General features: G+C 62.1%; 22 protein-coding genes and 1 tRNA gene. 11 read left to right on the plus strand and 12 right to left on the minus strand.

From position 1 onward, the window contains the following. Positions 1 to 169: 169 nt before the first annotated feature. From BMY67_RS18005 to BMY67_RS18015, 3 genes are all read right to left on the minus strand, one after another. Positions 170 to 475 (minus strand): hypothetical protein, encoded by a 306-nt coding sequence (locus tag BMY67_RS18005; RefSeq protein ID WP_092774182.1) that lies wholly within the window; start codon positions 473 to 475, stop codon positions 170 to 172. A 218-nt stretch (positions 476 to 693) separates the two neighbouring features. Beyond that, entirely contained in the window at positions 694 to 1,641 is a 948-nt protein-coding gene (locus BMY67_RS18010; protein ID WP_092774183.1) for a PfkB family carbohydrate kinase, read from the minus strand. Positions 1,642 to 1,802: 161 nt separating this feature from the next. Next, positions 1,803 to 1,876: transfer RNA gene (locus BMY67_RS18015), tRNA-His, on the minus strand. A 246-nt stretch (positions 1,877 to 2,122) separates the two neighbouring features. On the opposite strand from BMY67_RS18015, the gene BMY67_RS18020 reads away from it, so the two are divergent. Both BMY67_RS18020 and BMY67_RS18025 read left to right on the plus strand, forming a co-directional pair. After that, positions 2,123 to 3,556 (plus strand): DEAD/DEAH box helicase, encoded by a 1,434-nt coding sequence (locus BMY67_RS18020; protein ID WP_092774184.1) that lies wholly within the window; start codon positions 2,123 to 2,125, stop codon positions 3,554 to 3,556. A 190-nt stretch (positions 3,557 to 3,746) separates the two neighbouring features. Next, positions 3,747 to 4,619 carry an urea transporter gene (locus tag BMY67_RS18025; protein ID WP_092774185.1) on the plus strand — a complete coding sequence of 291 codons (873 nt, stop codon included), beginning with the start codon at positions 3,747 to 3,749 and terminating at the stop codon, positions 4,617 to 4,619. Here BMY67_RS18025 and BMY67_RS18030 read toward each other — a convergent pair. The 3 genes from BMY67_RS18030 to BMY67_RS18040 form a co-directional block, all read right to left on the minus strand. After that, on the minus strand, positions 4,609 to 5,061 hold the full coding sequence (locus BMY67_RS18030) for a hypothetical protein (protein WP_092774186.1): 453 nt from the start codon (positions 5,059 to 5,061) through the stop codon (positions 4,609 to 4,611). The two genes, BMY67_RS18025 and BMY67_RS18030, sit on opposite strands and share 11 nt — an antisense overlap. A 180-nt stretch (positions 5,062 to 5,241) precedes the next feature. Further along, on the minus strand, positions 5,242 to 5,940 hold the full coding sequence (gene upp, locus BMY67_RS18035; protein ID WP_092774187.1) for a uracil phosphoribosyltransferase: 699 nt from the start codon (positions 5,938 to 5,940) through the stop codon (positions 5,242 to 5,244). Continuing rightward, positions 5,928 to 6,872, minus strand: coding sequence for a GNAT family N-acetyltransferase (locus BMY67_RS18040; RefSeq protein ID WP_177189920.1), 945 nt, complete (start codon positions 6,870 to 6,872; stop codon positions 5,928 to 5,930). The genes upp and BMY67_RS18040 overlap by 13 nt, the downstream gene beginning before the upstream one ends. Before the next feature lie 237 nt (positions 6,873 to 7,109). Between BMY67_RS18040 and BMY67_RS18045 the strand changes: the two genes are divergently transcribed. The 8 genes from BMY67_RS18045 to BMY67_RS18080 all read left to right on the plus strand — a co-directional run bounded on the left by BMY67_RS18045 (position 7,110) and on the right by BMY67_RS18080 (position 15,382). Further along, a complete protein-coding gene (locus BMY67_RS18045) occupies positions 7,110 to 8,990 on the plus strand; it encodes a hypothetical protein (RefSeq protein ID WP_092774189.1) in 1,881 nt (626 codons plus the stop codon). 207 nt (positions 8,991 to 9,197) lie between these two features. After that, positions 9,198 to 9,536 (plus strand): hypothetical protein, encoded by a 339-nt coding sequence (locus tag BMY67_RS18050; RefSeq protein ID WP_092774190.1) that lies wholly within the window; start codon positions 9,198 to 9,200, stop codon positions 9,534 to 9,536. A gap of 222 nt (positions 9,537 to 9,758) precedes the next feature. Then, positions 9,759 to 10,370, plus strand: a complete 612-nt coding sequence (locus BMY67_RS18055) for a YceI family protein (protein WP_245745089.1) — start codon at positions 9,759 to 9,761, stop codon at positions 10,368 to 10,370. 40 nt (positions 10,371 to 10,410) lie between these two features. Continuing rightward, positions 10,411 to 10,851 carry a CHRD domain-containing protein gene (locus tag BMY67_RS18060; RefSeq protein ID WP_092774192.1) on the plus strand — a complete coding sequence of 147 codons (441 nt, stop codon included), beginning with the start codon at positions 10,411 to 10,413 and terminating at the stop codon, positions 10,849 to 10,851. Between the two features lie 134 nt (positions 10,852 to 10,985). Continuing rightward, positions 10,986 to 12,833, plus strand: a complete 1,848-nt coding sequence (locus tag BMY67_RS18065; RefSeq protein ID WP_092774193.1) for an ABC transporter ATP-binding protein — start codon at positions 10,986 to 10,988, stop codon at positions 12,831 to 12,833. Positions 12,834 to 12,964: 131 nt separating this feature from the next. After that, a complete protein-coding gene (locus BMY67_RS18070; RefSeq protein ID WP_092774194.1) occupies positions 12,965 to 13,405 on the plus strand; it encodes a hypothetical protein in 441 nt (146 codons plus the stop codon). A gap of 12 nt (positions 13,406 to 13,417) precedes the next feature. After that, positions 13,418 to 14,029, plus strand: a complete 612-nt coding sequence (gene lpcA / locus BMY67_RS18075) for a D-sedoheptulose 7-phosphate isomerase (RefSeq protein WP_092774195.1) — start codon at positions 13,418 to 13,420, stop codon at positions 14,027 to 14,029. A 129-nt stretch (positions 14,030 to 14,158) separates the two neighbouring features. Further along, positions 14,159 to 15,382: a glycosyltransferase family 4 protein gene (locus BMY67_RS18080; protein ID WP_092774196.1), complete on the plus strand. Its 1,224-nt coding sequence runs from the start codon at positions 14,159 to 14,161 to the stop codon at positions 15,380 to 15,382. A gap of 58 nt (positions 15,383 to 15,440) precedes the next feature. Here the strand turns inward: BMY67_RS18080 and nth are convergent, their stop codons facing one another. The 4 genes from nth to BMY67_RS18100 all read right to left on the minus strand — a co-directional run bounded on the left by nth (position 15,441) and on the right by BMY67_RS18100 (position 17,977). Beyond that, positions 15,441 to 16,139, minus strand: a complete 699-nt coding sequence (gene nth / locus BMY67_RS18085; RefSeq protein WP_092774197.1) for an endonuclease III — start codon at positions 16,137 to 16,139, stop codon at positions 15,441 to 15,443. Positions 16,140 to 16,261: 122 nt separating this feature from the next. Next, a complete protein-coding gene (locus BMY67_RS18090) occupies positions 16,262 to 16,453 on the minus strand; it encodes a hypothetical protein (RefSeq protein WP_245745090.1) in 192 nt (63 codons plus the stop codon). Beyond that, on the minus strand, positions 16,431 to 17,066 hold the full coding sequence (locus BMY67_RS18095) for an RNA polymerase sigma factor (protein ID WP_092774246.1): 636 nt from the start codon (positions 17,064 to 17,066) through the stop codon (positions 16,431 to 16,433). The genes BMY67_RS18090 and BMY67_RS18095 overlap by 23 nt, the downstream gene beginning before the upstream one ends. Positions 17,067 to 17,401: 335 nt before the next feature. After that, positions 17,402 to 17,977 (minus strand): DUF6799 domain-containing protein, encoded by a 576-nt coding sequence (locus tag BMY67_RS18100; RefSeq protein WP_092774199.1) that lies wholly within the window; start codon positions 17,975 to 17,977, stop codon positions 17,402 to 17,404. Between the two features lie 219 nt (positions 17,978 to 18,196). On the opposite strand from BMY67_RS18100, the gene BMY67_RS18105 reads away from it, so the two are divergent. Next, a complete protein-coding gene (locus BMY67_RS18105; RefSeq protein WP_092774200.1) occupies positions 18,197 to 19,477 on the plus strand; it encodes an MFS transporter in 1,281 nt (426 codons plus the stop codon). A gap of 84 nt (positions 19,478 to 19,561) precedes the next feature. Here BMY67_RS18105 and BMY67_RS18110 read toward each other — a convergent pair whose 3' ends face one another. Then, positions 19,562 to 20,953, minus strand: coding sequence for an alpha/beta hydrolase family protein (locus tag BMY67_RS18110; protein ID WP_177189921.1), 1,392 nt, complete (start codon positions 20,951 to 20,953; stop codon positions 19,562 to 19,564). 482 nt (positions 20,954 to 21,435) lie between these two features. After that, complete coding sequence (locus BMY67_RS18115; protein WP_177189922.1) at positions 21,436 to 22,833, minus strand: hypothetical protein; 1,398 nt, start codon at positions 22,831 to 22,833, stop codon at positions 21,436 to 21,438. Positions 22,834 to 22,857 lie beyond the last annotated feature (24 nt).

The following is a 22,857-nucleotide window of genomic DNA, read 5'->3' on the forward strand; positions in this document are numbered from 1 at the left end:
TTTTTGAGCTGTTAGCTGTTAGCTGTTAGCTGTTAGCTGTTAGCTGTTAGCTGGAAAAACGCAAAGGGCGCCGCACTCGGTTGAGTGCGGCGCCCTTTTTCGTGCGAAATAATTAGGTTTTCAAAACGAAAGCTAACAGCTATAAGCTCTCAGCTAACAGCTCAAAACCCTAATTATCCTGGCTGTTGTCGCTGCCTTTGCCGGCTTTGGCATTGCCATCGACGGAGGCGGGCTTGTTGTTCTGGGGGTTGCTGCGGGGCTTGTTGTAAGGCGCCTGCGTGGTTTCGTTGAGGTTGCCGCCGGCCGTATTGCCCTTGGTGGGGTTGCCATCCTGGGTTATCGAGTTGCGGCTCGGGTTCTGGATTACCGAGTTGTTGCTGTCGGTGTTGGCTGGATGTACGTTTTCACCGCCGCCGTCGGGGTTTTGCAGGTTCGGTACCTCGGGATTCTCTTTATATTGCGTGTCCTTGCTCATGACGATGGAGTTTAAAATGGAAGAATAGATTACTCCTCTGTTTTACCCCGTCGCGCCGCCAAAGGTTGTACGGCGGGCAGGTAAGATTCCGGCCCCGTAAAAAAGCGCTGCCCCGACCAATCGGCCGGGGCAGCGCTTTTTTACTACCTGCTATTGCTTCAGCCAACTCATCGCCCGAAAGCTATCAGCTAACAGCTCTCCGCTAAAAGCTCCAAAACCTACCCCTGCGCTACGGCCATAGCCGGCTGCACGGCCACGAGGTCGGCGAAAAGCTGCTCGCGGGCCTCAATTTCTTCCTGGCTCAGGTTGAGCAGGCGCTCGGTGCCGAACTTCTCGACGCAGAACGAGGCCATGGCCGAGCCGTGTACCACGGCGCGCTTCATGTTCTCGAAGCTGATGTCGTCGGTGGCGGCCAGGTGGCCGATGAAGCCGCCCGCGAAGGTGTCGCCGGCGCCGGTGGGGTCGAACACTTCTTCCAGCGGCAGCGCCGGGGCGTAGAACACGTGGTTGGTGTTGCCCTTGCGATGGAACAGCAGCGCGCCGTGCTCGCCCTTCTTGATGATGAGGTACTTCGGCCCCATCGCCATGATTACGTTGGCGGCCTTCACCAGCGAGTGTTCGCCTGAGAGCTGGCGGGCTTCCTCGTCGTTGATGCTGAGCACGTCGACCATCTCGATGGTCGTTTTCAGCTCTTCCAGGGCAATATCCATCCAGAAATTCATCGTGTCCATCACGATGAGCTTGGGGCGGTTGACGAGGCGCTGGATAACGAGGCGCTGCACCTGGGGCGAGAGGTTGCCCAGCATCAGGTACTTGCAATCCTGGTAGGAATCGGGCAGGACGGGGTCGAAGTTTTCCAGCACGTTGAGCTCGGTAACCAGCGTTTCGCGCGAGTTCAGGTCGTTGGAATATTTGCCCGACCAGAAGAATGACTTCTCGCCCTCCTTGATCTGCAAGCCTTCGGTATCGACGCCGTGCTCCTGGAGCAGCAGGATATCCGACTGCGGGAAATCGTCGCCGACGACGGCCACGATTTTCACCGGTTTCACCGAATACGAGGCCGACAGGCCGATATAAGTGGCGGCGCCACCCACGATTTTGTCGGTTTTGCCGAAGGGCGTTTCCAGGGCGTCGAAAGCCACCGTGCCGATAATTACCAGACTCATAGAGCAAAAGAGGAAAAAGGGTTCATACTTCGAAGTTAACTGGCAGGCCAACAGCCGACGGCCCAAAATTGTCCCGCCGATGGCCGCAAAAGCCCGGGCCGGACCCGGCGTGGCAAAGAAAAAAGGCCTCTACCAGAGCGGAGAGGCCTTTTTTCGGAATGGGTAAATAATGGGGCTCGAACCCACGACCTTCGGAATCACAATCCGACGCTCTAACCAGCTGAGCTATATCTACCGTGTTGGGTGTTGATACCACAAAAGTAGCGTACTGCGGCGGATTGCCAAAAGATTCGCACACTTTTTTTGTCATTTGGCTCCGCGCCTGTCATCCTGAGCCGAGCGAAGGACCTATCCGGAAGCTAACATCAGACAATAGCTTCTGGATAGGTCCTTCGTCCTCGCTTAATGCGCGACATGCTCAGGATGACAGACGGAGGCGGCCCCCAAAGCCGTACCTTTGCACCTTACACCCCGTTTCATCATGTCCGATTCGCCCGCGCCCGCTTCCTTTGCCGATTTCAAGCTCAATAAGCAGCTGCTGACGGCCGTAGCCGAGGCCGGTTTCACGGAGCCCACGCCCGTGCAGGAGCAAACCATTCCGCTGCTGCTGGCCGGCCACGACGTGCTGGGCATCGCCCAGACGGGCACCGGCAAAACGGCCGCCTTCGGGCTGCCGCTGCTCATGAAGGTGAAATACGCCCAGGGCACCCACCCGCGGGCCCTGGTGCTGGCCCCCACCCGCGAGCTGGCCATGCAGCTGGAAAAGCATATCCAGAAGCTGGCGGCGCACACCGACCTGCGCATTTTCGCCATCTACGGTGGTCTGGGCCCCAAAACCCAGATTGAAACCATTGCCCGGGGCGTCGATATTCTGATTGCTACGCCCGGCCGCCTGATGGAGCTGTACCTGAAGGGCGCGCTGGTGCTCAAGGAGCTCAAGACGCTGGTGCTCGACGAGGCCGACAAGATGATGGACATGGGCTTTATGCCCCAGATTCGGCGGCTGCTGGAAGTTATTCCGCGCAAGCGCCAGAACGTGCTGTTCTCGGCCACCATGCCCGACAAGGTGACGACGCTGAGCGAGGAGTTCCTGGAGTTTCCGGTGCGGGTGGAAGTGACGCCGGCCGCCACCTCGGCCCAGAACGTGACCCAGAGCCTGTACGAGGTGCCCAACCTCATCACCAAAATCAACCTGCTGGAGTACCTGTTTCTCGACTGGGACACCTTCCACCGGGTGATGATTTTCACCCGCTCGAAGGCCAACGCCGAGAACGTGGCCAGCTTTCTGGCGCGCAAAGCCCACGGCGAGGTACGCGCCATCCACGGCAACAAGGGCCAGAACACGCGCATCAACGCCATGGAGGGCTTCAAGGCCGGCGAGGTGCGCTTTCTGGTGGCCACCGACGTAGCCGCCCGCGGCATCGACGTGCCCGAGGTGAGCCACGTTATCAACTTTGATGTGCCGCTGGTCTACGACGATTACGTGCACCGCATCGGGCGCACGGGCCGGGCCCGGCACACCGGCGCGGCCATTACGTTCGCCAACGAGGCCGAAATGCACCACATCCAGCGCATCGAGGAGCTGATCCGGCAGCCCATTCCGCTGCTGCCGCTGCCGCCCGAGGTAAAGGTGGTGGCTACCTCGTTTGAGGAGCAGCAGGAAATGGACCGCGAAAAGGATGAGCGCCGCAAGCGCGAAGACCCCACGTTCAAAGGGGCCTTCCACGAGCGGCAGGAGTGGCTCAAGCCCGGCGTCACCATCGACAAGCGCACGGGCCGCGAGTACGTGGCACAGCCCGCCCGGAGCCTGAAAGGAAACAAAGTGAACCCCGGCAAGGGCCGCGGCTCCTCCCCCGCCGCCAAGGCCCTTAAAGCCGCCAAGGGGCGCGTAGAGAATAAGCGCAAGCGGCGGTAGGGCCTCCCAGACACCTTTACGCTGCGCCTCACCCCCCGGCCCCCTCTCCGAAAAAGGAGAGGGGAAGCCTATGCCCGGGCTTTTCGCTGACAGCTGTTGGCTGCTAAGGAAATATTGCTGCGTTACTTGCGTCAATGGCTTTCAAAACATTGGCTAGCCTTACTGGTCAGGCATCTAATTCAAGAACCGCATGCGGGCGGACAGCACCGAACTCCTAACGGCCAACCTGCGGGGCGTGGGCCAGATTTTCTTGCAGGAAAGTGCCTGGACCGGCGCGTTGCTGCTGCTGGGCATCTGTTACGGCTCACCGCTGATGGGCGCGGCCGTGGGTATCAGCACGCTGGTGGGCACGGGCACGGCCCGGCTATTGAGCTACGACCAGGGCCACATCAGCCGCGGTTTGTACGGTTTCAACGCGGCGCTGGTGGGCGCGGGCCTGAGCGTCTTTTTCGCGCCGACTATCCTGTTGGCCCTGGTTATACTGGTGGCCGTGGTGCTTTCTACGGTGGTGATGCACTGGTTTTTGCGCCGCGAGCTGCCAGCCTACACGTTTCCGTTCATCCTGCTCACCTGGCTCGGCGTGTACGCGCTGCACCTGCTGGGCGCCCCCGGGGCAGCTGCCGGGGTGCTGGCGCCCGCGCCCAACATCGGCGCCCTGGTTTTGGTCAGCCGCGGGTTTGGGCAGGTTATTTTTCAGGGGGAGGTGCTGGTGGGGGCGGTTTTCTTCCTGGCCATTTTCATCCACTCGCCCATTAGTGCGCTGTATGGGCTGGTGGGGGCGCTGCTGGGGGCCGCCGCGGCGCTGCTGATGCACGAGCCGGCGGAGTCGATTGCGCTGGGCTTGTTCAGCTTCAACGGGGTGCTGTGCGGCGTGGCCTTCGCCGGCAGCCAGCGCCGCGACGGACTGCTGGTGCTGGTGGCCGTACTGCTGTCGGTGGCCATCAACGCCCTGCTGGCCCGGGGGCAGCTGCTGGCCCTCACGTTTCCGTTCGTGCTGGCCTCCTGGCTCACGCTGCTGCTGAAACGCCTCTTTCCCAGCCATAGCCCCGCTGCTACCGATTGAAAATCGGCAGGTGGCTGAAGCGCACGACCAGCATCGTGAGGGCCAGGCCCCAGAAGGCGGCGCTCCAGGTCATGTGCACCAGAATGCGCCAGCGCGGCACGTGCAGCTGGGTGGCAATAACGGTACCGCCGATGGGGCTGAACAGAATGGGCGTCAGGAAGGCAATGCCAATCATGCCGAAGCGCCGGTACACGCGCACAATAACGCGGGAGCGGCGGCTGAACAGCGGCTTGCCCTTCTCCAGCCGCTTGCGCCGCAGGTGCATGGCCCAGGCCTTGCCCACGCCCGAAATCAGCACCACCGTCGTCATCATGCCCGCCACCGTGAGGGCCCAGGTAACGGCCACCGGCAGGCCCGCCGCCACGCCCGTAATGGGCGCGCCAACAAACTTGAACATGCCGAAGGCGAAAACGGCGGCGTATTTCAGGAGGGCTGGCAGCAATTCTTTAGATGTGAGATGGTGAGATATGAGAAGTGAGATGAACGGCGGGTGAGGCGAGCTAGAGGGTGTAGTTCCTGCTCCTGCTGCTTTTCGCGCAGCAAGTTCCAGACAGTAAATTTCTTGAATGAGTTGCGGAGTTGTCGTTCATCTCACTTCTCATGTCTCACCATCTCATGTCTCCTACAGCTTACTGCCGTACGACAGGTCGCCGGCGTCGCCGAGGCCGGGCACGATGTAGGCCTGGGCGTTGAGGTCGTCGTCGAGGGCGGCGAGCCAGAGGGTGGCTTCAGGCACTTCGCGCGTGACGTACTCGACGCCCTGGGGCGAGGCAATAACGGCCGCGATGTACACCTGCCGGGGCGTACCGAAGCGCAGCATGGCCCGGTAAGTCTGCACCAGGCTCTTGCCCGAGGCCAGCATGGGGTCCACCAGAATCAGCACCCGGCCGTCGAGGCTGGGGGCCGAGAGGTAATCGACCTGCACCTGCACCTGGGCCGTGCCCTCGATGCGGTAGGCGGCCGCGAAAGCCGAGGGCGACTGGTCGAAATAATTGAGAAAGCCCTGGTGAAACGGCAGCCCGGCCCGCAACACGGTGGCCAGCACCGGGAAATCAGCAAGATGCATGCTGCTGGATTCGCCCAGCGGGGTGCGCACGGTTTTGGTGGTGAAATCGAGGTCGGTGCTGATGTTGTAGGCCATGATTTCGCCCAGCCGTTGCAGGTTGCGGCGGAAGCGGAGCGAATCTTTTTGCACGTCCACGTCGCGCAGCTCGGCCAGGAAGTGGTTGGCAATGGACGGTTGGTCGCACAGAATCCGCACGCGGGCGTTGGCGGGGGCAGCGGTAGTCGGGTCGGCAGAATTGGGCGTTAGCGCATCCATTTAAGGTACCAGGGGCTTTCGGAAGTGAACGATAGGGCCGCGTACGGGACGGGCGCGGCCCCGAAGTTGGCGAAAAAACGGGCAATAGCCGGCAGCATCCCGCCCTCGAAATCGAGCACCAGCCCCGGCGTACCGGCGTGGCGGCGGATGGCCTCGTCGAGCAGCAGCAGCGGCGCGGCGGCCTTCTTGCCTTCGTCGGAAGCGGCGGCGAACAGGTAAATCAGGCGGCTGCGGTAGCGCACGAACAGCGCGCCGGCCAGCAGCGCGCCGGTTTCGGGCGCGCGTACGGCCCGGGCTTCGAGCAGCTGCCGGCGTTGCAGCCCGGCCAGCAGCCGGCGCAGGCGGGCGTAGTGGCGCGGGCGCAGGCCGGCGGCGGGGCCCTTGGTCTGCTGAAACAGCGTCAGCAACGGCTCGGGGTCGGGCAGCTCGGTTACGATGAGGGGCGCGGCGGCGGCCTCGTGCCGCAGCAGGCGGCGGCGGTAGTCGGCGCAGTAGCCGGCGCGCAGAGTGTCGTAGGCGGGGCTGAGGTCGAGGTGGTAGGTTTGGCGGGCTTCCACGGTAAACTGGCCAGCCGCGGCGGGCAGCCCGTTGGCTTCGTTGAGTTGGGCGTAGAACCGGGCGTAGCGTTGGGCCAGCGGCGGCAGCGCCGGGCCGATGGCGGGGGCATCATCTGCGCCCGAAATCAAGCCCAGCTGCTGGGTAAACGGCGGCTGATACACCTGCCGGCCGCCTGGTCGCCACTTGGCCGGCAGCGGCCAGACGCTGCGGTAGCGGCCGTCGGGCTCCTGCTGTACCAGCGCATCCCAGCGGCCGGCCGTGGCTTGCAGCCACCAGCTATGTGCATACGGCACGGCCTGCCGGGCGCCGGCCACGCAGGCATCCCAGGCGGCGAGGTCGAGTTGGGAAAAGCGCAGCAGGCGAAGCGGGGGCATGGGGCAAAGGTAGGCGGTCGGTGAATGAGTGCACCCGTCTGTCATCCTGAGCTTGCAAAGGACCTATCTAGAAGCTATTGTTTGATATCAGCTTCCGGATAGGTCCTTCGCAAGCTCAGGATGACAGACGGGTTCACCAACTCGCTTTTAACTCATTCACTGAGTCACCGTTTCCCTCCCGCACTTATCGTAGTTTTGTTGCCCCGTCAACCAGCTCAGGCGTAGCGGGCTCTCTTTATGAAAAACTCTTCCCTGCTGCTGGCCGTGCTGGCGTTGCTGGCGGCCCCGGCCGCCGCCCAGGATACGCCGCCCACCCGCCCCACCGACGGCCAGGGCAACTGGCTCATGTACGACCAGCCGCCCAAGCCCGCCGAGCCGCGCACCCCGGCCACGACCGAGCCGCAGGTGGGCCGGAGCACCAAAACCACCATGGGCACCACCTACGTGCCACTCGACAACGACATCTACCGGCTCATCGACCGCTACGCCATTCTGCACGGCGCCGACGAGCTGGGCGAGCCCTACACCGCCGTGCGGCCCTACACCCGCGCCGCCGTGGCCCGGCTGGCCGAGCGCATACTGGCCGATTCCAGCCGGGCCGGCCTCTCGGCTCAGGACCGTTTCAACGCCCGCTACTTTCTGCGCGACAACTGGCACGACACCCGGCTGGATTCAACCGAAAACAGCCGGCCCAACCCGTACCTGGGGTTCCTCTACCAGCGCCACTCCGACCTGTACAGCGTGGAAACGCCCGACTTCTCGTTGCGCGTGAACCCGGTGGCGGGCCTGAGCCTGGGCAACAACGACGGGGCCAAGAGCTACTCCTTTCTCAACACCCGCGGCGTGCAGGTGGAAGGCACCGTGGACCAGCGGTTGGGCTTCTACGCCTTTCTGGCCGACAACCAGATGGCCGTGCCGCAGTACGTGCAGGAGCGGGTGGAGCGCGACCGGGCCGTGCCCCACGAGGGGTTCTGGAAGCCGTTTAAAACCACCCCCGGCCAGTACGACTTCCTCTCGGCCCGCGGCTACGTTACGTATGCCGCCGGCCGCCACGTAAGCCTGCAGCTGGGCCACGACCGCAACCAGATCGGCAACGGCTACCGCAGCCTTATTCTGTCGGACTATTCTTCTCCTTACCTGTTTCTGAAGGTGCAGACGCGGGTGTGGAAGTTCAAGTACCAGAACCTGTTTGCCCAGCTCATCACCGACCCCTCAGACAAGGATGCCGCCTACGACCGCAAGTTCCTGGCCATGCACCACCTGAGCCTCGACGTGCTGCCCAACCTCAATATCGGCCTGTTCGAGAGCATTTTGTCCAGCTCGCGGCGCACCGATTCGGTAGTAGTGAACGGGCAGATCCGGACGCAGCAGCGCAATACCTTCGAGCTCCAGTACCTCAACCCGATTATCTTTTACCGGGCCATTGAGCAGAGCGTGGGCTCGGCCGATGGCAACGCCCTGCTGGGCCTCGATTTCAAGTGGAACATCAAGCAGCGGGTGCAGGTGTATGGCCAGCTGGTGCTCGATGAGTTTGTGCTGAGCCAGATCCGGTCGGGCGACGGCTGGTGGGCCAACAAGCAGGCCGCCCAACTCGGGGCCAAGTACATCAACGTGGCCGGCATCAAAAACTTCGATTTGCAGGGCGAGTTCAACTTCATCCGCCCCTTCACTTACCAGGCCATCGATAAGTACCGCGACTATCAGCACGCGGCCCAGCCCCTGGCCCACCCTATGGGCGCCAACCTGTGGGAGCTGATTGGCATTGCCAGCTACCAGCCCCTGCCCCGCCTGCATGTGGTGGCCAAGGGCTTTTTGGTGAAGCAGGGCCTCGACCCGGTAGACCAGAACTACGGCTCCAACGTGCTGCTGCCCTACACCACCCGCCCCGCCGAGTACGGCTTCAAAGTGGGCAGCGGCATCACCTCCTACCTGCTGCACACCGACCTGACCGCCTCCTACCAGGCTGCCCACAACCTGTTCCTCGACGGCAAGCTCGTGTACCGCCACCGCAGCTTCAGCGGCGACGCGCCCGCGCCGGCCTACTACTCGGCCGACGGCGGGGCCCTGGCCTCGGTGGCCCTGCGCTGGAACATTGCCCAGCGCTTGCACGAGTTTTAGCCGTAAATATTTAGGGTTTAGGGCTTAGGGGTTAGGGCTTAGGGGTTAGGAATTAACGTCATGCGGAGTCAGCCGAAGCAGCTCTACAGCAAGGGTGACCCCTTGATTCAGGGTTAGCAGGGCGGTCATAATGCTTCCGGCTGCGCTCCGCATGACGTCCCTCTGATCAGCCGTTCCTTTCATCCCCCATCACTTCACCGCCTAATTATGCGCCACGACCCTGCAACGGTGCTGCTTTACCGGCCCGTGGGGCAGGCGGAGTTGGATCTGGTGGCGGCTTCCAACTGGCTGGAGTTCCCGCTGAAACTGCCCGAGCCGCCGGTTTTTTACTTGGCCCCGCCCGGTTCGGCGGCTGGCCTGCCGGGCGCCGGACCGGGCTACTTGCTGCGCCTGGCAGTTGATGCCGACTACGTCGCCCACTTTGAGGCGGCGGCCCCGGCAGCCGCGGAGCCCGCGGAACTGCGCGTTCCGACCGCCGAGCTGGCCGAATTCAACCGCCGGATTACGGGCCGGATTGAGGTAGCAGGCCTGCTTGGCGCCGAATAAGCACAACTCAGGCTCACCTTTTTATCAGGCATTATAACCGGTTGGGCCGACCGAATTGCACCTTCATCTAATAGTATGAATATTTCCTAAACCATTAGGGCTCCATCCGTATAGTAGCTTCGTTATCCACTCTCCATACAGAAGGGTCTGTGCCCTTTATCTGGCAGAAAACCGGGTCATCTGACCGGCTGAAGAGGGAGTGGAAACGGTTCAGCCCGCTATATGACCCAACCCCTACTACCTAAAGTACCAAGTCCTTCTATCGTTGCGCGTTGGGTGCTGGCAGTGCTGCTGCTAAGCGCGGGCCTGACTACGCCAGCACAGGCCCAGGGCAAATACATGACCCAGGAAGGCGCGGCCAGCTTCTTTTCGACCAGCATCATCGAAGACATTGAGGCCACTACCAAGCAGGTGTCGGCCGTTTTCGACCTCCAGAGCGGGCAGCTGGCTTTTAGCATCCCGGTCAAGTCGTTCCTGTTCAAGCGCACGCTCATGCAGGAGCACTTCAACGAAAACTACCTGGAGTCGGATAAGTACCCCAAGGCCACGTTCCGTGGGCGCATCGTCGACCTGGATATGGGCAAGCTGCTGCGCGACGGGCAGCGCGTATCGGTAGAGGGCGACATCACCATTCACGGCGTTACGCGGCGGCTCACGGTGCCGGGGGCGCTGGCTTTCAGCCAGGGCAGCCTGCTCGTCAACGCCTATTTCAGCGTTTCGCCGGCCGACTATGGCATTGAGATTCCGCGTCTGGTGCGCGAAAACATTGCCAAAGTCGTGGGCATCAAAGTCAGCCTGATCTGTGAGCCAGTGGCCCAGCTGTCGGCCAAATAACCCGCCAAGTCACCTTTACTTTTTTCTCTTTTTCCTGTTTATGAACAAGTTTACTTCCCTGTTTCTGGCCCTCGGCGTAGTAACCCTCGGTGCCTGCAACAACGACGATGACAACGTGACGCCCGCTAACACGATGATGACCGTTTCGGCCACCCTCGACAACAAGCAAGCCGTACCAGCTACGGTTTCGGCTGCTACCGGCATGATGACCGGTACGTTCAACAAGTCCACGAAAGTGCTTCAGTACAACGTGACCTATCAGGGCCTGAGCCCGACAATGGGGCACCTGCACTTCGGTAAGCCCGGCAAGAAAGGCAACATCGCCGTGGGCTTCGACGACGTGAGCAAGTCGCCCATCACCGGTACGGTTACCCTGCAGCCTTCCACCGCCGACAGCCTGATGGCCGGCCAGCTTTATGTGAACCTGCATAGCACGGCCTACCCAGGCGGCGAAATCCGGGGCAACGTAACGGCTAAGTAAGCCAGCGGCCGTTCCGGCACTTTATCAACTCAGCAAAAAGCCCTCCGTGCCTTACTGGTGCGGAGGGCTTTTTGAGGCTTAGGCGGCAGTGCGGCGCGCATAGCCCGCCCGATGCCCTACCTTTGCGGCCGCCCATGAAAACCTACCTCCGCATTCTGCAGTATGCCCGGCCCTGGCTGGCCTTTCTGCCGCAATACCTGCTCTACACGCTGCTGACTACCCTTTTCGGGCTGGCCAACTTCACGCTCATCATTCCGCTGCTGCAGGTGCTGTTCGAGAAAACCGACCAGGTTCCTACCCAGGCCCCCACCCAGCTGCCGGCCTTTCATTTCAGCCTCGACTGGGTGAAGGACACGTTCAACTACTTCTTCGCCGACGTGCTGGCCACCCAGGGTACCATGGGAGCCCTGACGTTTGTGTGCATTATTGTGGTGGTGTCGGTGCTATGCAGCAACCTGTTCCGCTACCTGAGCCTGCGGCTGCTGGCCAGGGTGCGGGCCCGCGTGATCCGCAACCTGCGCCACGATTTGTACCGGCGCATTCTGCAGCTGCAGCTGGGCTACTTTTCGGGCGAGCGGAAGGGCGATTTGATGTCGCGCTTCACGGCCGACGTGCAGGAGGTAGAAAGCTCCGTGGTGAACACCATGACGGCCGTCATTCAGGAGCCGCTCAAGATTATTGCCTTTTTCGTGGTGCTGTTCTATATGTCGGTGCCTCTGACGCTGTTTACGCTGATTCTGCTGCCGGTTTCGGGCATTCTGATTGCGGGCGTGGCCAAGCGGCTCCGCCAGCAGGCCAAGCAGAGCCAAAGCACCCTGGGCTCCATGCTGTCGGTGATTGACGAAACGCTGGGCGGCATCCGGGTGATAAAAGCCTTTAACGCTCAGGGCTACATCACGGGCAAGTTCGAGGAGCAGAACGACCAGTACGCCCGCACCTCGCGCCGCATCGACAACACCCGCGACCTGGCCTCGCCCTTCTCCGAATTTGCGGGGGTGGCCGTGGTGGCGGGCCTGCTCTACTTCGGCGGCACCCTCATTCTGGGCGGCCAGTCCAACCTCACGGGCGAAACGTTTATCGGCTACGTAGTGCTGTTTTCGCAGGTGCTCACGCCGGCCAAGGCCCTGTCGTCGTCGTTTGGCAACATCCAGCGCGGGCTGGTGGCCGGCGAGCGGGTGCTGAGCATCATCGACACCGAGCCGCTCATCCGCGACCGGCCCGACGCGCAGGTGCTGCCCCCCTTCCAGGACCGCATCGAGCTGCGCAACCTGCGCTTCGGCTACGGCGAGGCCACGGTGCTCGACGACATCAACCTGACCATTGCCAAGGGCAAAACCGTAGCCCTGGTGGGCCCCAGCGGTGGCGGCAAAAGCACGCTGGCCGACCTGCTGCCCCGCTTCTACGACCCCACCGGCGGCCAGTTGCTCATCGACGGTATCGACGTGCGCGACTGCACCATCCACTCGGTGCGCGACCAGATGGGCATCGTCACGCAGGAAAGCATTCTGTTCAACGATACTATTTTCAACAATATCCGCTTCAATACCGAGGCCACCGAGGCCGAGGTGATGGAAGCCGCCCGCATTGCCAACGCCCACGAGTTTATTATGGCCACGCCCGAGGGCTACCAGACCACCATCGGCGACCGGGGCTCGCGGCTGTCGGGCGGGCAGCGGCAACGCCTGAGCATTGCGCGGGCCATTCTGCGCAACCCGCCCATTCTTATTCTCGATGAAGCCACGTCGGCCCTCGACACCGAAAGCGAGCAACTGGTGCAGCAGGCCCTCACGCGGCTGATGCAAAACCGCACCAGCCTCGTTATCGCCCACCGCCTGAGCACCGTGCAGCATGCCGACGAAATCATTGTGCTCCAGCACGGCCGCATTGTGGAGCGCGGCACCCACGAGCAGCTGCTGCGCCAGGCCGGTGGCCTCTACCAGCGCCTGAGCACGATGCAGGCTGCCAGCGGCGGACTGGTCTGAGCTGCATCATTGGACCCCGAAGCTGAACCTTAGGAAACTCACTGGCTATTTGGAAAGTACTATATTTAGTCCGCCTATTCGTTTTAACCGTATGAATAGGTTGTTTTTTCACGCTGCTTTGCCTTTCTGATATGCTTGCTCTCAAACGCCTGGTTACTATTCTGGTCATGCTCTTCCTGGTGCTGGCGCTGCTGGTGCTGTTGCTGCCCTCGGTGCAGACCAGCTTTGTGGGCATGGCCGGTTCGGCGGAAAGCCTTTTCTACACGCTGCTGGTGGTGGCCGTAGTACTGCTGAGCCTGCACCTGCTCACCGAAAACCTCGATAGCACCCTGCTGCGCCGCGAAATGACGGCTTCGGAGCGCAAAATAAACGAGCTGAAGGCCCGCCTTTACGACAACCAGATGGAGCAGCAGCGGGCCGCCGAGCGCCCACCTGTTTCGCCCCGCACCGGCGTTACCACCTACCCCGACCAGCCACTGTACCCGCAGTCGGACCCCAGCCTGAGCAACGCCCCGCTGCAGCAGCCCAACTCCATCATTCCGCCCGCCGACGACAGTTACCGGCCCCTGTAAGCCCCTGTTTCCGTGAATTCTTCCCTTTCGCTTACCGAGCAGATCCGGGCCGAGCTGACCGAGGCCCAGACCGTACTCACCCAGTTCGTGCAGAACCCGGCCAATATTGCGGCCATCGAGCTGGCCGCCCGCCTGATGGCCGGCTCGTTGCGCGACGGCGGCAAAATCCTGACCTGCGGCAACGGTGGCTCGCTCTGCGACGCCCAGCATTTTGCCGAGGAGCTCACCGGCCGCTACCGCCAGAACCGCCCCGCCCTGGCCGCCCTGGCCCTCACCGAAGCCTCGCACATGAGCTGCGTAGCCAATGATTTTGGCTACGACTACGTGTTCAGTCGCTACGTAGAAGCCCTGGGCCGCCCCGGCGACGTGCTGCTGGCCATCAGCACCAGCGGCAACTCGCCCAACATCCTGCGGGCCGCCGAGGCCGCCCGCGCCGCCGGCATGCGCGTGGTCAGCCTCACGGGCAAAGACGGCGGCCAACTGGCTAACCTGAGCGACGTGGAAATCCGCCCGCCCCACACCGGCTACGCCGACCGCATCCAGGAAATCCACATCAAGGCCATCCATATCATGATCCTGCTGATTGAGCAGCTGGTGGCTGAAGGTGATGGGGTGATGGGGTGATGGGGTGATGGGGTGAGGAGATAAAAGAAACTGTCATTCTGAGCGAAGGTGGAGCCGTAGTCGAAGAATGACGTTCTTTTGTGTGCGCCAAAGCTGGTAGCCAGCAGCTATAAGCTAACAGCTTAACCCATGCATATTGCCGTTTTCAGCCAGTACCACACCAACCCCGACTGTCCGGCTACCAGCCGACACTACTCGCTGCTGGCTGGGCTGGCCCAAACGCACCGCATCACGCTCATCACCACCCGCACCTGGGAGCCGCAACGCCTGACGCACGAGTTTCCTTGGGTGCCGCCCGGCGTGGAGCTGCACGCCGCCGACATTGCCTACGAAAACCGCATGGGCGTGGCCCGGCGCGGGCTGGCCTTTGCCCAATATGCCGCCTACGCCCTGCGCGAGGGGCTGCGCATGGAGAAGCCGGATGTTATCTGGGGAATCAGTACGCCGCTGACGGCCGCCTGGGCCGCGGCGCAGGTGGCCCGCCGGCGGCGGGTGCCCTGGGTGTTCGAGGTGCAGGATTTGTGGCCCGAATTCCCGATTGCTATGGGCGCCGTACCCAACCCGCTGGCCCGCCGGGCTCTGTACGGGCTCGAAGGCCGGCTCTATCAACAAGCGAAGGCCGTCGTCACGCTCTCGCCTGATATGAGCCGCCATGTGCGCCACATTGGGCAGGCAGCCGACTCCCGCTGGCCCTTCGATCCGGCCAAAGTGCACACCAGCCTCAACGGCACCGACCTGGAGCTGGCCGCCCGCGCCACCGATGCGGCCGTAGCCACGCTACGCCGCGAGCAGCAGCTGGAGGGCAAGCGGGTAATTCTGTACGCCGGCACTTTCGGGCGGGCCAATGCCATTCCGCTACTGCTGGCCGCCGCCGAGGCGCTGGCCGTCACCCAGCCCGATGTGGTCTGGCTGTTTATGGGCCTCGGGTTTTATGCCGCGGAGCTGGCCGCGGCCGCCCGCCGCAATTCGGCTATCCGGGTGGTACCGCCGCAGCCGCGCCACGCGGTATTCAGCTGGTTTCGGCTGGCAGAAGTATCGGTGGCGCCGTTTCTGGGTTTGCCGGTGCTCGATTCCAACTCGCCGGCCAAGTTCTACGACAGCCTCGCCGTGGGTACCCCGGTTATCGTGACCAACCCGGGCTGGACGCGCGAGCTGCTGGAGCGCCACAGCTGCGGCTGGTATTCGCCCGCCGACGACGCCCCGGCCCTAGCGCAGCTACTGGCCCGGCTGCTGGCTGAGCCGGCGCAACTACGGGCCGCCGGAACCCGGGGCCGGGAGCTGGCCGCCACCGAATTTGACCGCCAACAGCTAGGCCGCGCAATGCAACATATTCTGGAGCAGGCCGCTGGCTAGCTCACTTGCCTTTATACTGACTATGACTGGTTTTATACTATGTTGTACCCATCAACAATTATTTAGCCGCCTTGCGGGCAGCTAAGCCTGTTTTTGCAGATGCTAAGTCTGCTTTGCTAACCACCTCCGCATAGTACTTGCACCAACTGGTGAGCGGACACTGGGCACATTTGGGGCTTCGGGCCACGCACACGTAGCGGCCGTGCAGAATCAGCCAGTGGTGCGCTTTAGGAATCAGTTCTTCGGGAATGTGGCGGACCAGCTCTTTCTCCACGGCCAGCGGCGTAGTGGCCGTTTTAGGCACTAGTCCCAGCCGGTGCGACACCCGGAAAACGTGCGTATCGACGGCCATAGCCGGCTGGTTGTACACCACCGACACCACCACGTTGGCCGTTTTGCGGCCCACGCCGGGCAGCCGTTGCAGCTCCTCAATCGTGCCTGGCACCTCGCCCCCAAAATCCAGCGCCAGCATCCGTCCCAGCCCGGCCAAATGCTTGGCCTTGTTGTTAGGGTAAGAAATGCTGCGGATAAACGGAAAAATATCCTCGGCCGAAGCCGCCGCCAGGTGCGCGGGTGTCGGGAACCGGGCCAGCAGCGCGGGCGTCACCATATTCACGCGCTTGTCGGTGCATTGGGCGCTGAGCACTACGGCGACAATCAGTTCGTAGGGGTTGGCAAAGGTCAGCTCGGTTTCCGGCTCCGGAAAGTGCGTAGTGAAATAGTCGATGAAGTGGCGGTACCGCTCGGCTTTGCGCATGGGGCAACATTACGAAGAAACCCCAACACCACCGCCCCATCTGCTTCCAAAACCCACAAAGCCGCGCCGCAGCCGGTAAAGGCAGCAGCGCGGCAGAGGCCGGTCGGGCAGGAATCAGCCGCTTATTTGAGCTGCGGAAACGTGCGGGAGTACTCCAGTATGGTTTGGGTAGTGCGGGCCGAAGGCGTAGTACGCAGGCCGTCGAGGCTGCGCTGGGCCAGCAATAGGTCGGCGCAGGCGGTGGCCAGCTCGGGGTCGTGGAGCAGGGCCTGTTCTACGTCGCGCTGCTCATCAGCCGGTAACTCGTTGTACACGTACCGGAGCAGGGTGTCTTGGGTAAAGGTTTGAATCATCGAAAACGGGTTGCGCGGCCATTTTTTTCCGCAGGTTGATAAGCGCATAACGCATCCGCCCCAGCGCTGTATTAATGCTGACCCCCGTTGCATCGGCAATTTCCTGGAAGCTCATGTCGCCGTAATGGCGCATGAGCAACACCTCCTTTTGCGCGGCGGGCAGCTCCTGAATCAGGCCCCGCAGCCGCTCGTGGGTTTCTTCCCGCGTGAGCATAGCCTCGGTACCCTCTTCTGCCAACGACAACGAGTTGAAGTGGTGACTTGTTGTGTCGAGGGCCACTAAAGGGCTACGTTTTTCGCGCCGGAAGCTGTCGATGGCCATGTTGTGGGCAATCCGGCAGATCCAGGAAGAAAACTTACCCTCCTCGTTGTAGCGTCCGCTTTTGAGGGTGTGGATGGCCTTGATGAAGGTATCCTGCAGCAGGTCTTCGGCCGTATCGGGGTCGCGCACTATCAGCTGGATAGTGGTGAACACGCGGGCCTTATGCCGCTCCAGCAGTTGGGCGAATGCGCTTTCCTGGCCAGCAATGTAGAGGGAAATGAGCGCGGAATCGCTCGGCTGCGGGATGTCCATAAAGGCCATGGTTGATAAAGACTACGAAGAAATATTGAAACGTAGAGCTTTAAACCATAGAGCGCAGCTGGGGAACGGGGCCGGGTGAAGAGTAGATGAAGAACCGGCAGAAACCAAATGTAAAGAACCGCCCGGCCATTCACAACGGCCCGCCCCCGAAAATGCCAAAATATTTTTCTGGCCACTTATACTACCGTATTGTCCGGCAGCCATATTCGGTGGCCCCGGCCCGGCGCCTGCTGGCGGTAAGTCAGACGCCACGGGCTTCCGGACTCGCCCTTGAACTGGGAACGAAGTCCGGAAGCCCGGCGAAATCAGGATGCCCGCTAGCGGCTTTAGCGGCTCAACTGGGCACTAAGGGCCTGTATTTCCTTTTCCAGACCGGGGGGCGGGGTGGTGCCGCCCACCAGGGCGGCGGTGCGCTGCTCCAGCAACGCCGTCAGCTGTTGCAACTGGGCGAGGCGGCTGGCGGTGCGCTCGAACTGCGGCACCAGCGCCGCCATATTGGCCGCAACCGGAATGCTGATGGTGGTGCTGCTGCCGCCGGTGGCGGCCTTATCGGCGCGGGCAATGGCGGCGGGCGTAAGCATATCGTCGCGCAGCAGCACTACATTGCCCTCCATGGTTACAGCCTGCCCGTTTTGCAGCAGCTGGCGCGTAACGCCGTTGCGCACCAGGCGGCCATCGGGGCGCAGCTCGGAGCCGTTGCCGAGGGGCAGAGTTTCGGTGAGTCGGGTTTGCTGGCCGCCGAGCAGCCGGTAGGTCTGGCCGCCGCGCCGAAAGGCGCCATCCTTGAGCTGCGTTGCGGCCGGGTAGGCCTCGGGATTTGTTTGAGCCCGCGCGGCAATACCGGGGGCCAGCAGCAGGCCGGCCGCCAGCAGTAGGCGAGGTAGAAGAGGGGCGTTGAGCATAGCAAACAGCGGATTAATCGATAGAAAACGGGATTTCGCCCCCGGAAGATACGGGCCCGGCCGAATTTCGGCTGGCGCAACGCCCCGCCCAGCAAAATCCGGGCCCGGGCTACTGGTTTCGCCAGACAGCGTCGGGGCCAACAACCCGCGCCGGGGCCAATAAAAGGCAGGGCGGCGCTTACCTTTGCCGGGCCACTGATTTTCCGGTTTCCTCGTTCTATGTCTTCTCCTGCTTCCGGCGTTGCCCCCCACGACCCCTACGCCGCGCTGCGGCTGCCGGATTTCCGCCGCTACCTGCTGGCCCGCATCAGCCTCACGCTGGCCACCCGCATCATGGGCCTGGTTATCGGCTGGCAGATTTTCAAACTCACTAACGACCCGCTGGCCCTGGGCCTGATTGGCCTGGCCGAGGCCGTGCCCAGCATTGGCGTGTCGCTCTACGCCGGCCACGTGGCCGACTCGGTGAACCGTAAAAACATCATTGTAGCCACCGTAGGCGGGCTGCTGCTGTGCGCGGTAACGCTGTGGCTGCTGGCCTCGCCGGCCGGCGTGGGCCTGCTGGCTCGCAATTCCTTCTACACGCTGCCGCTGTACGCCGTCATCTTCGTCAGTGGCATTGCCCGCGGCTTTATGGGGCCGGCCACGTTCTCGTTTATGCCCCAGCTGCTGCCCGACCGCCAGCACCTGGCCAACGCCATCACCTGGAACAGTACCACCTGGCAGGCCGCCTCGGTGCTGGGCCCCGCCATCGGGGGCTACCTGATTGCCCACCTGGGCATTGCCAACGCCTACTTTACGGCCACGGTGCTGCTGGCGGTGGCCCTGCTGCTGTTTGCCAGCATTGCCCCGCGGCCCCTGCCTGCGGCGGTAGGCGCCAAGGAAGACCTCAAAACCAGCGTGCTCAGCGGCATCCGCTTTATCTGGAGCAACCAGCTGATTCTGGCCGCTATTTCGCTCGACCTGTTTGCCGTGCTCTTTGGCGGGGCGGTGGCGCTGCTGCCGGTGTTTGCAGTCGATATTTTGAAAGTAGGTGCCGCCGGCCTGGGCCATCTGGAGGCCGCCCCGGCCGTGGGCTCGGTGCTGATGGCCACGCTGCTCACCTATTTCCCGCTGTACCGGCACGCCGGCCGCAAGCTGCTGTGGGCCGTAGCCGGGTTCGGACTGGCCACTATTGCCTTCGCGCTGTCCACCAACATCTGGCTTTCGCTGCTGCTGCTGTTCTTCACCGGCGTTTTCGATTCGGTGTCGGTTATCGTGCGCTCCACGCTGCTGCACACCTTCACGCCCGAGCACATCAAGGGCCGCGTGTCGGCCGTCAACAACATCTTCATCGGCTCGTCCAACGAAATCGGCTCTTTCGAGTCGGGCGCGGCGGCCAAGCTCATGGGTACGGTTACCTCGGTCGTGTTCGGCGGCACCATGACGCTGCTGGTCGTGGGCCTGACTGCCCTCAAGGCCGATAAGCTCCGCCGGCTGGATATGACGCCGGTGAAGGAGTAAATAGGGATGGGGGAATAAGGTTGTCATTCTGAGCAGCGCGAAGAATGACAACCTTATTCCCCCATCCCTCCTTCTTTCCCGTCCTCACCGGCTCACCTTGCCGCTGCCGCCGCCTTTTACCAGCTGCTTTTTCGGCTGCGGGGCGGGGTCGCCGGTGGCTACGGGGTGCGGGCGCTCGGTTTTGCGGAACACCCACTCCCGGATTTCGTCCAGGGCGCGGGGCGAAAACACGGGCTGCGGCTCGCCGTTTACCACCGGCCAGGCCTTCATTTCGGGTTGAAACCAGTGGTTGACGCCCGGCAGGCGCAGGGCCGTGACGCTGCTGTTTTTGAGGCCCTTTTTCAGCGGGGCCTGGTTCTGGGTGGTGGCCACCTGCAAATCGTCGGTGCCGCCGAGCAGCAGCACGGGGCACTTCACGGCGGGCAGGCTGCGGGTGGGGTCGAAGTCGAGGAAGTAGCGCGACCAGGGCGAGGTGAGCTGCACGGCGCGGGCGCGGGCCATGTGGGGGTCGAGGTCGGTGTTGTGGAAGCGCAGCAGGGCCGCCACTTTGCCGCGGGCCTGGTTGTCGTTGGGCGTCTGGCGGATGATGTCAATCATCTCCTGGTTGAGGTGCAGCGCCGCCTTCACCTGGGCCGGATTGGAGCCAATGAGGCGCATGATTTCCAGCTGCTGGCGCCTGATAACGGTGCGGCCCGGTACGCCGTAGGGCGCCAGCGCCACCACGAAGGCCGGCGCGGCCGGCACGGGCGTAGCCGCCGCCAGCAGCGCCACGTTGGCGCCCTCGCCGTGCCCGAGCAGGCCCAGGTAGCGCGTATCGAGCAGGCGGCGGGTGCGCAGAAACACCAGCGCCGCCTGCGCGTCGCTCACCACATCGGCCGTAGTGGTATTGAAGTGGCTGCCCTGCGACTGGCCCACGCCCCGGTCGTCGAAGCGCAGTACGGCAATGCCGCGACGCGTGAGGTGGTCGGCCAGCGAACCAAACAGGCGGTAGTCCTGCTCGGTCACGTCGCGGTCGTGGGGGCCCGAGTCGGAGAGCAGCACCACGGCCGGAAACGGGCCCGGTCCGGCGGGCGTCGTGAGCGTGCCGGCCAGCCTGATCTGGGCCTCCTGGTTATAGAAGCTCACCTGCTCCTCGCGGTACGGCAGCGTCAGGCGGGGCTTGCCGGCTATCGGCGCGGGTTGGGGGAGTTCGAGACGGCGCAGCAGCAGGGGCGCCTTCAGGCCCGGCTGGCTCCAGGTGCCCTGCAGCGTGGCGCCGTTCTTCCCGATTTTGCCCACGAAGCGGCTGCCCGCCTGCTCGATGCTCACCGTAATATCGGTGCCCTTCACCACGGCCTCGGCCGGCATGCGGCTGATGCGCTGCTGGGGCGCATCGAGGGCCGCGTAGTAGCTGCCGTTGGACAGCGGCACGATGGTTATGATGAGTTGCAGCTCGCCGCCGGGCACCTTCAGCGGGCCCGACCACTGGCCGTTCAATTTAGGTGGCTCAACCGCCCAAACCGGACTACCCACGAAGCTAAAGAGCAGGAGAAGAAGTAACAGTCTCTTCATAAAGTTAAATTTGATACTGGTTTCATTCCGCTTTAAAGGCGTTAATGAATTGAAATTATCAAATTTTACGAAAACCTGCTCTGCAATTTTGCGAACCCGGTACCAGATTTTTTGGAAAGGCTGCCCACAGGCCAAACGGGCCGTTTTTTTTGGCGCTGCCTGTCCCCGCCCGACCGAACCGGGAGGTCCTCAACCGCGGCGGCCCGACTTGCGGGCAGCAAGCCGGGCCGGGAGGCAATGCCGGGCGCCCGCAACGGATGGCTACGGCCACCGCTACCAGACCGGAGTAGGCAGCCACTTCAGCCGCCCGGGCCGGGGTTCCGGGCGGGGCAGCGGGCGTTCCGGGCAGGGCTTATCAGAATCCCGGCTTCACGCCTTTTCGTCACTTTCCACAGCGCGGCAGGCGCTTAGTTTTCTACTATATTTCCCTTAGCGCCCTTGGCGGTAAGGCCTTTTCGGTCCGTGATTTTCCCTTTGGCGATTTGGACGGCGGTGCCTTGCGTTGACTTCGCGGAGATATTGGCCAGCGGCGTCTTCCCGTCGTCACTGACTTTTACGGCGACGGAGCTCTTGCCATTGGCTGTGATATCACCTTCTACAGATAACTGCTTCACAACGCCGCCTTCTACGTTGTAGGAATGCACGTTGTCGCCGTGGGTCGTGATGCCGCCCGCAATAGTCAGCTCCCTGATTTCGCCGCCGGATTTGACGCTGATGGCATCGGCCGGCAAGGTAGAAATCACGCCCTTCACCAGGGTTTGCCCTTTAGAGCCGTGCGTCACCACACTATTTAACACTGTTATGCTGCCCACCGGCTTGCTGAACTGCATGCCGATGGAACCGTCGCCGTTGGTTATGATAGAATGGAAAGTTGCTTTACCAATGGTTCCATCGTATTGATTAAACCCTCTGGCGCCGCCACCAAAAGTTTCGATTTTCTCTTTCGCCTCGAATTCGTCAACCACCCCAAAATTCACGAAGCCAATTCCGCTTGGTCCGTAAGAGGTTATAGCTTTTTCAGCCGTCCATTTCTCTACGTGGCCCCAGGCATCCAGCACCATATCATTGACTCCGTAAGTTGTCAGGGTGCCTTGATTGACCAGATTTTTCACTCTGGCACCATTGAGAATAAATACGCCGCCCGTAATTCTATTGGGTTGTCCGAAAGGTATCATGCCGTTGGAATAAATATCACCCGTCGTAATAGTATCCGCTAGCACCCGGCCGCCAATATCACCGAAGCCGCCGACGAACAAACCGGACCCAATAACGGGGGCCCCTTTACGCCCCAAGCTGATATTGGTAAGTGTAACGTTGAGCAGGCTGTTTTCGTCGCTATTGTAATTATAAACCGTGAAGGCCCCCTGGTAAACATTCACGCCGTATTTCAGTGGCTGCTCGGAGTATCTGCGGGCATCGCACGCTACTATATCGATAGTATCGGCAACCAGCTGTGCGTTGATTGTGCCGGCCCGGGTTAAAATCTGAACCTGGCCTGTGACAGTCAGGTTTTTCAGGGTTATCGTCCCTAAATCGGGGGAATTTCCCTGCACGTATATCGCTCGGTTTCCGGGGTTGGTTTGAACAGTGATAGTTGAAATTTCATTGTTGGCCGTCAGTCCGATACCATCCCCGACGCTAAAACTCAGCATGCATTTTTCCTTATCAGCGCCGATAATGTTGAAACCAGCGGGCAGGATAATGGAAGAAGGGCAAAGAATAGACGCCTGCAATTCCAGCGTTGCGGGTTGCGGGTCGTTTAAGGCGGCGAGCAATTCTACGAGGGTGAAAATCTGCTTGATCATCGGTGGTGTTCTTTCGGTTGACGG

Origin of the sequence: Hymenobacter actinosclerus (genome assembly GCF_900111515.1) — a bacterium.
Lineage (GTDB): Bacteria > Bacteroidota > Bacteroidia > Cytophagales > Hymenobacteraceae > Hymenobacter > Hymenobacter actinosclerus.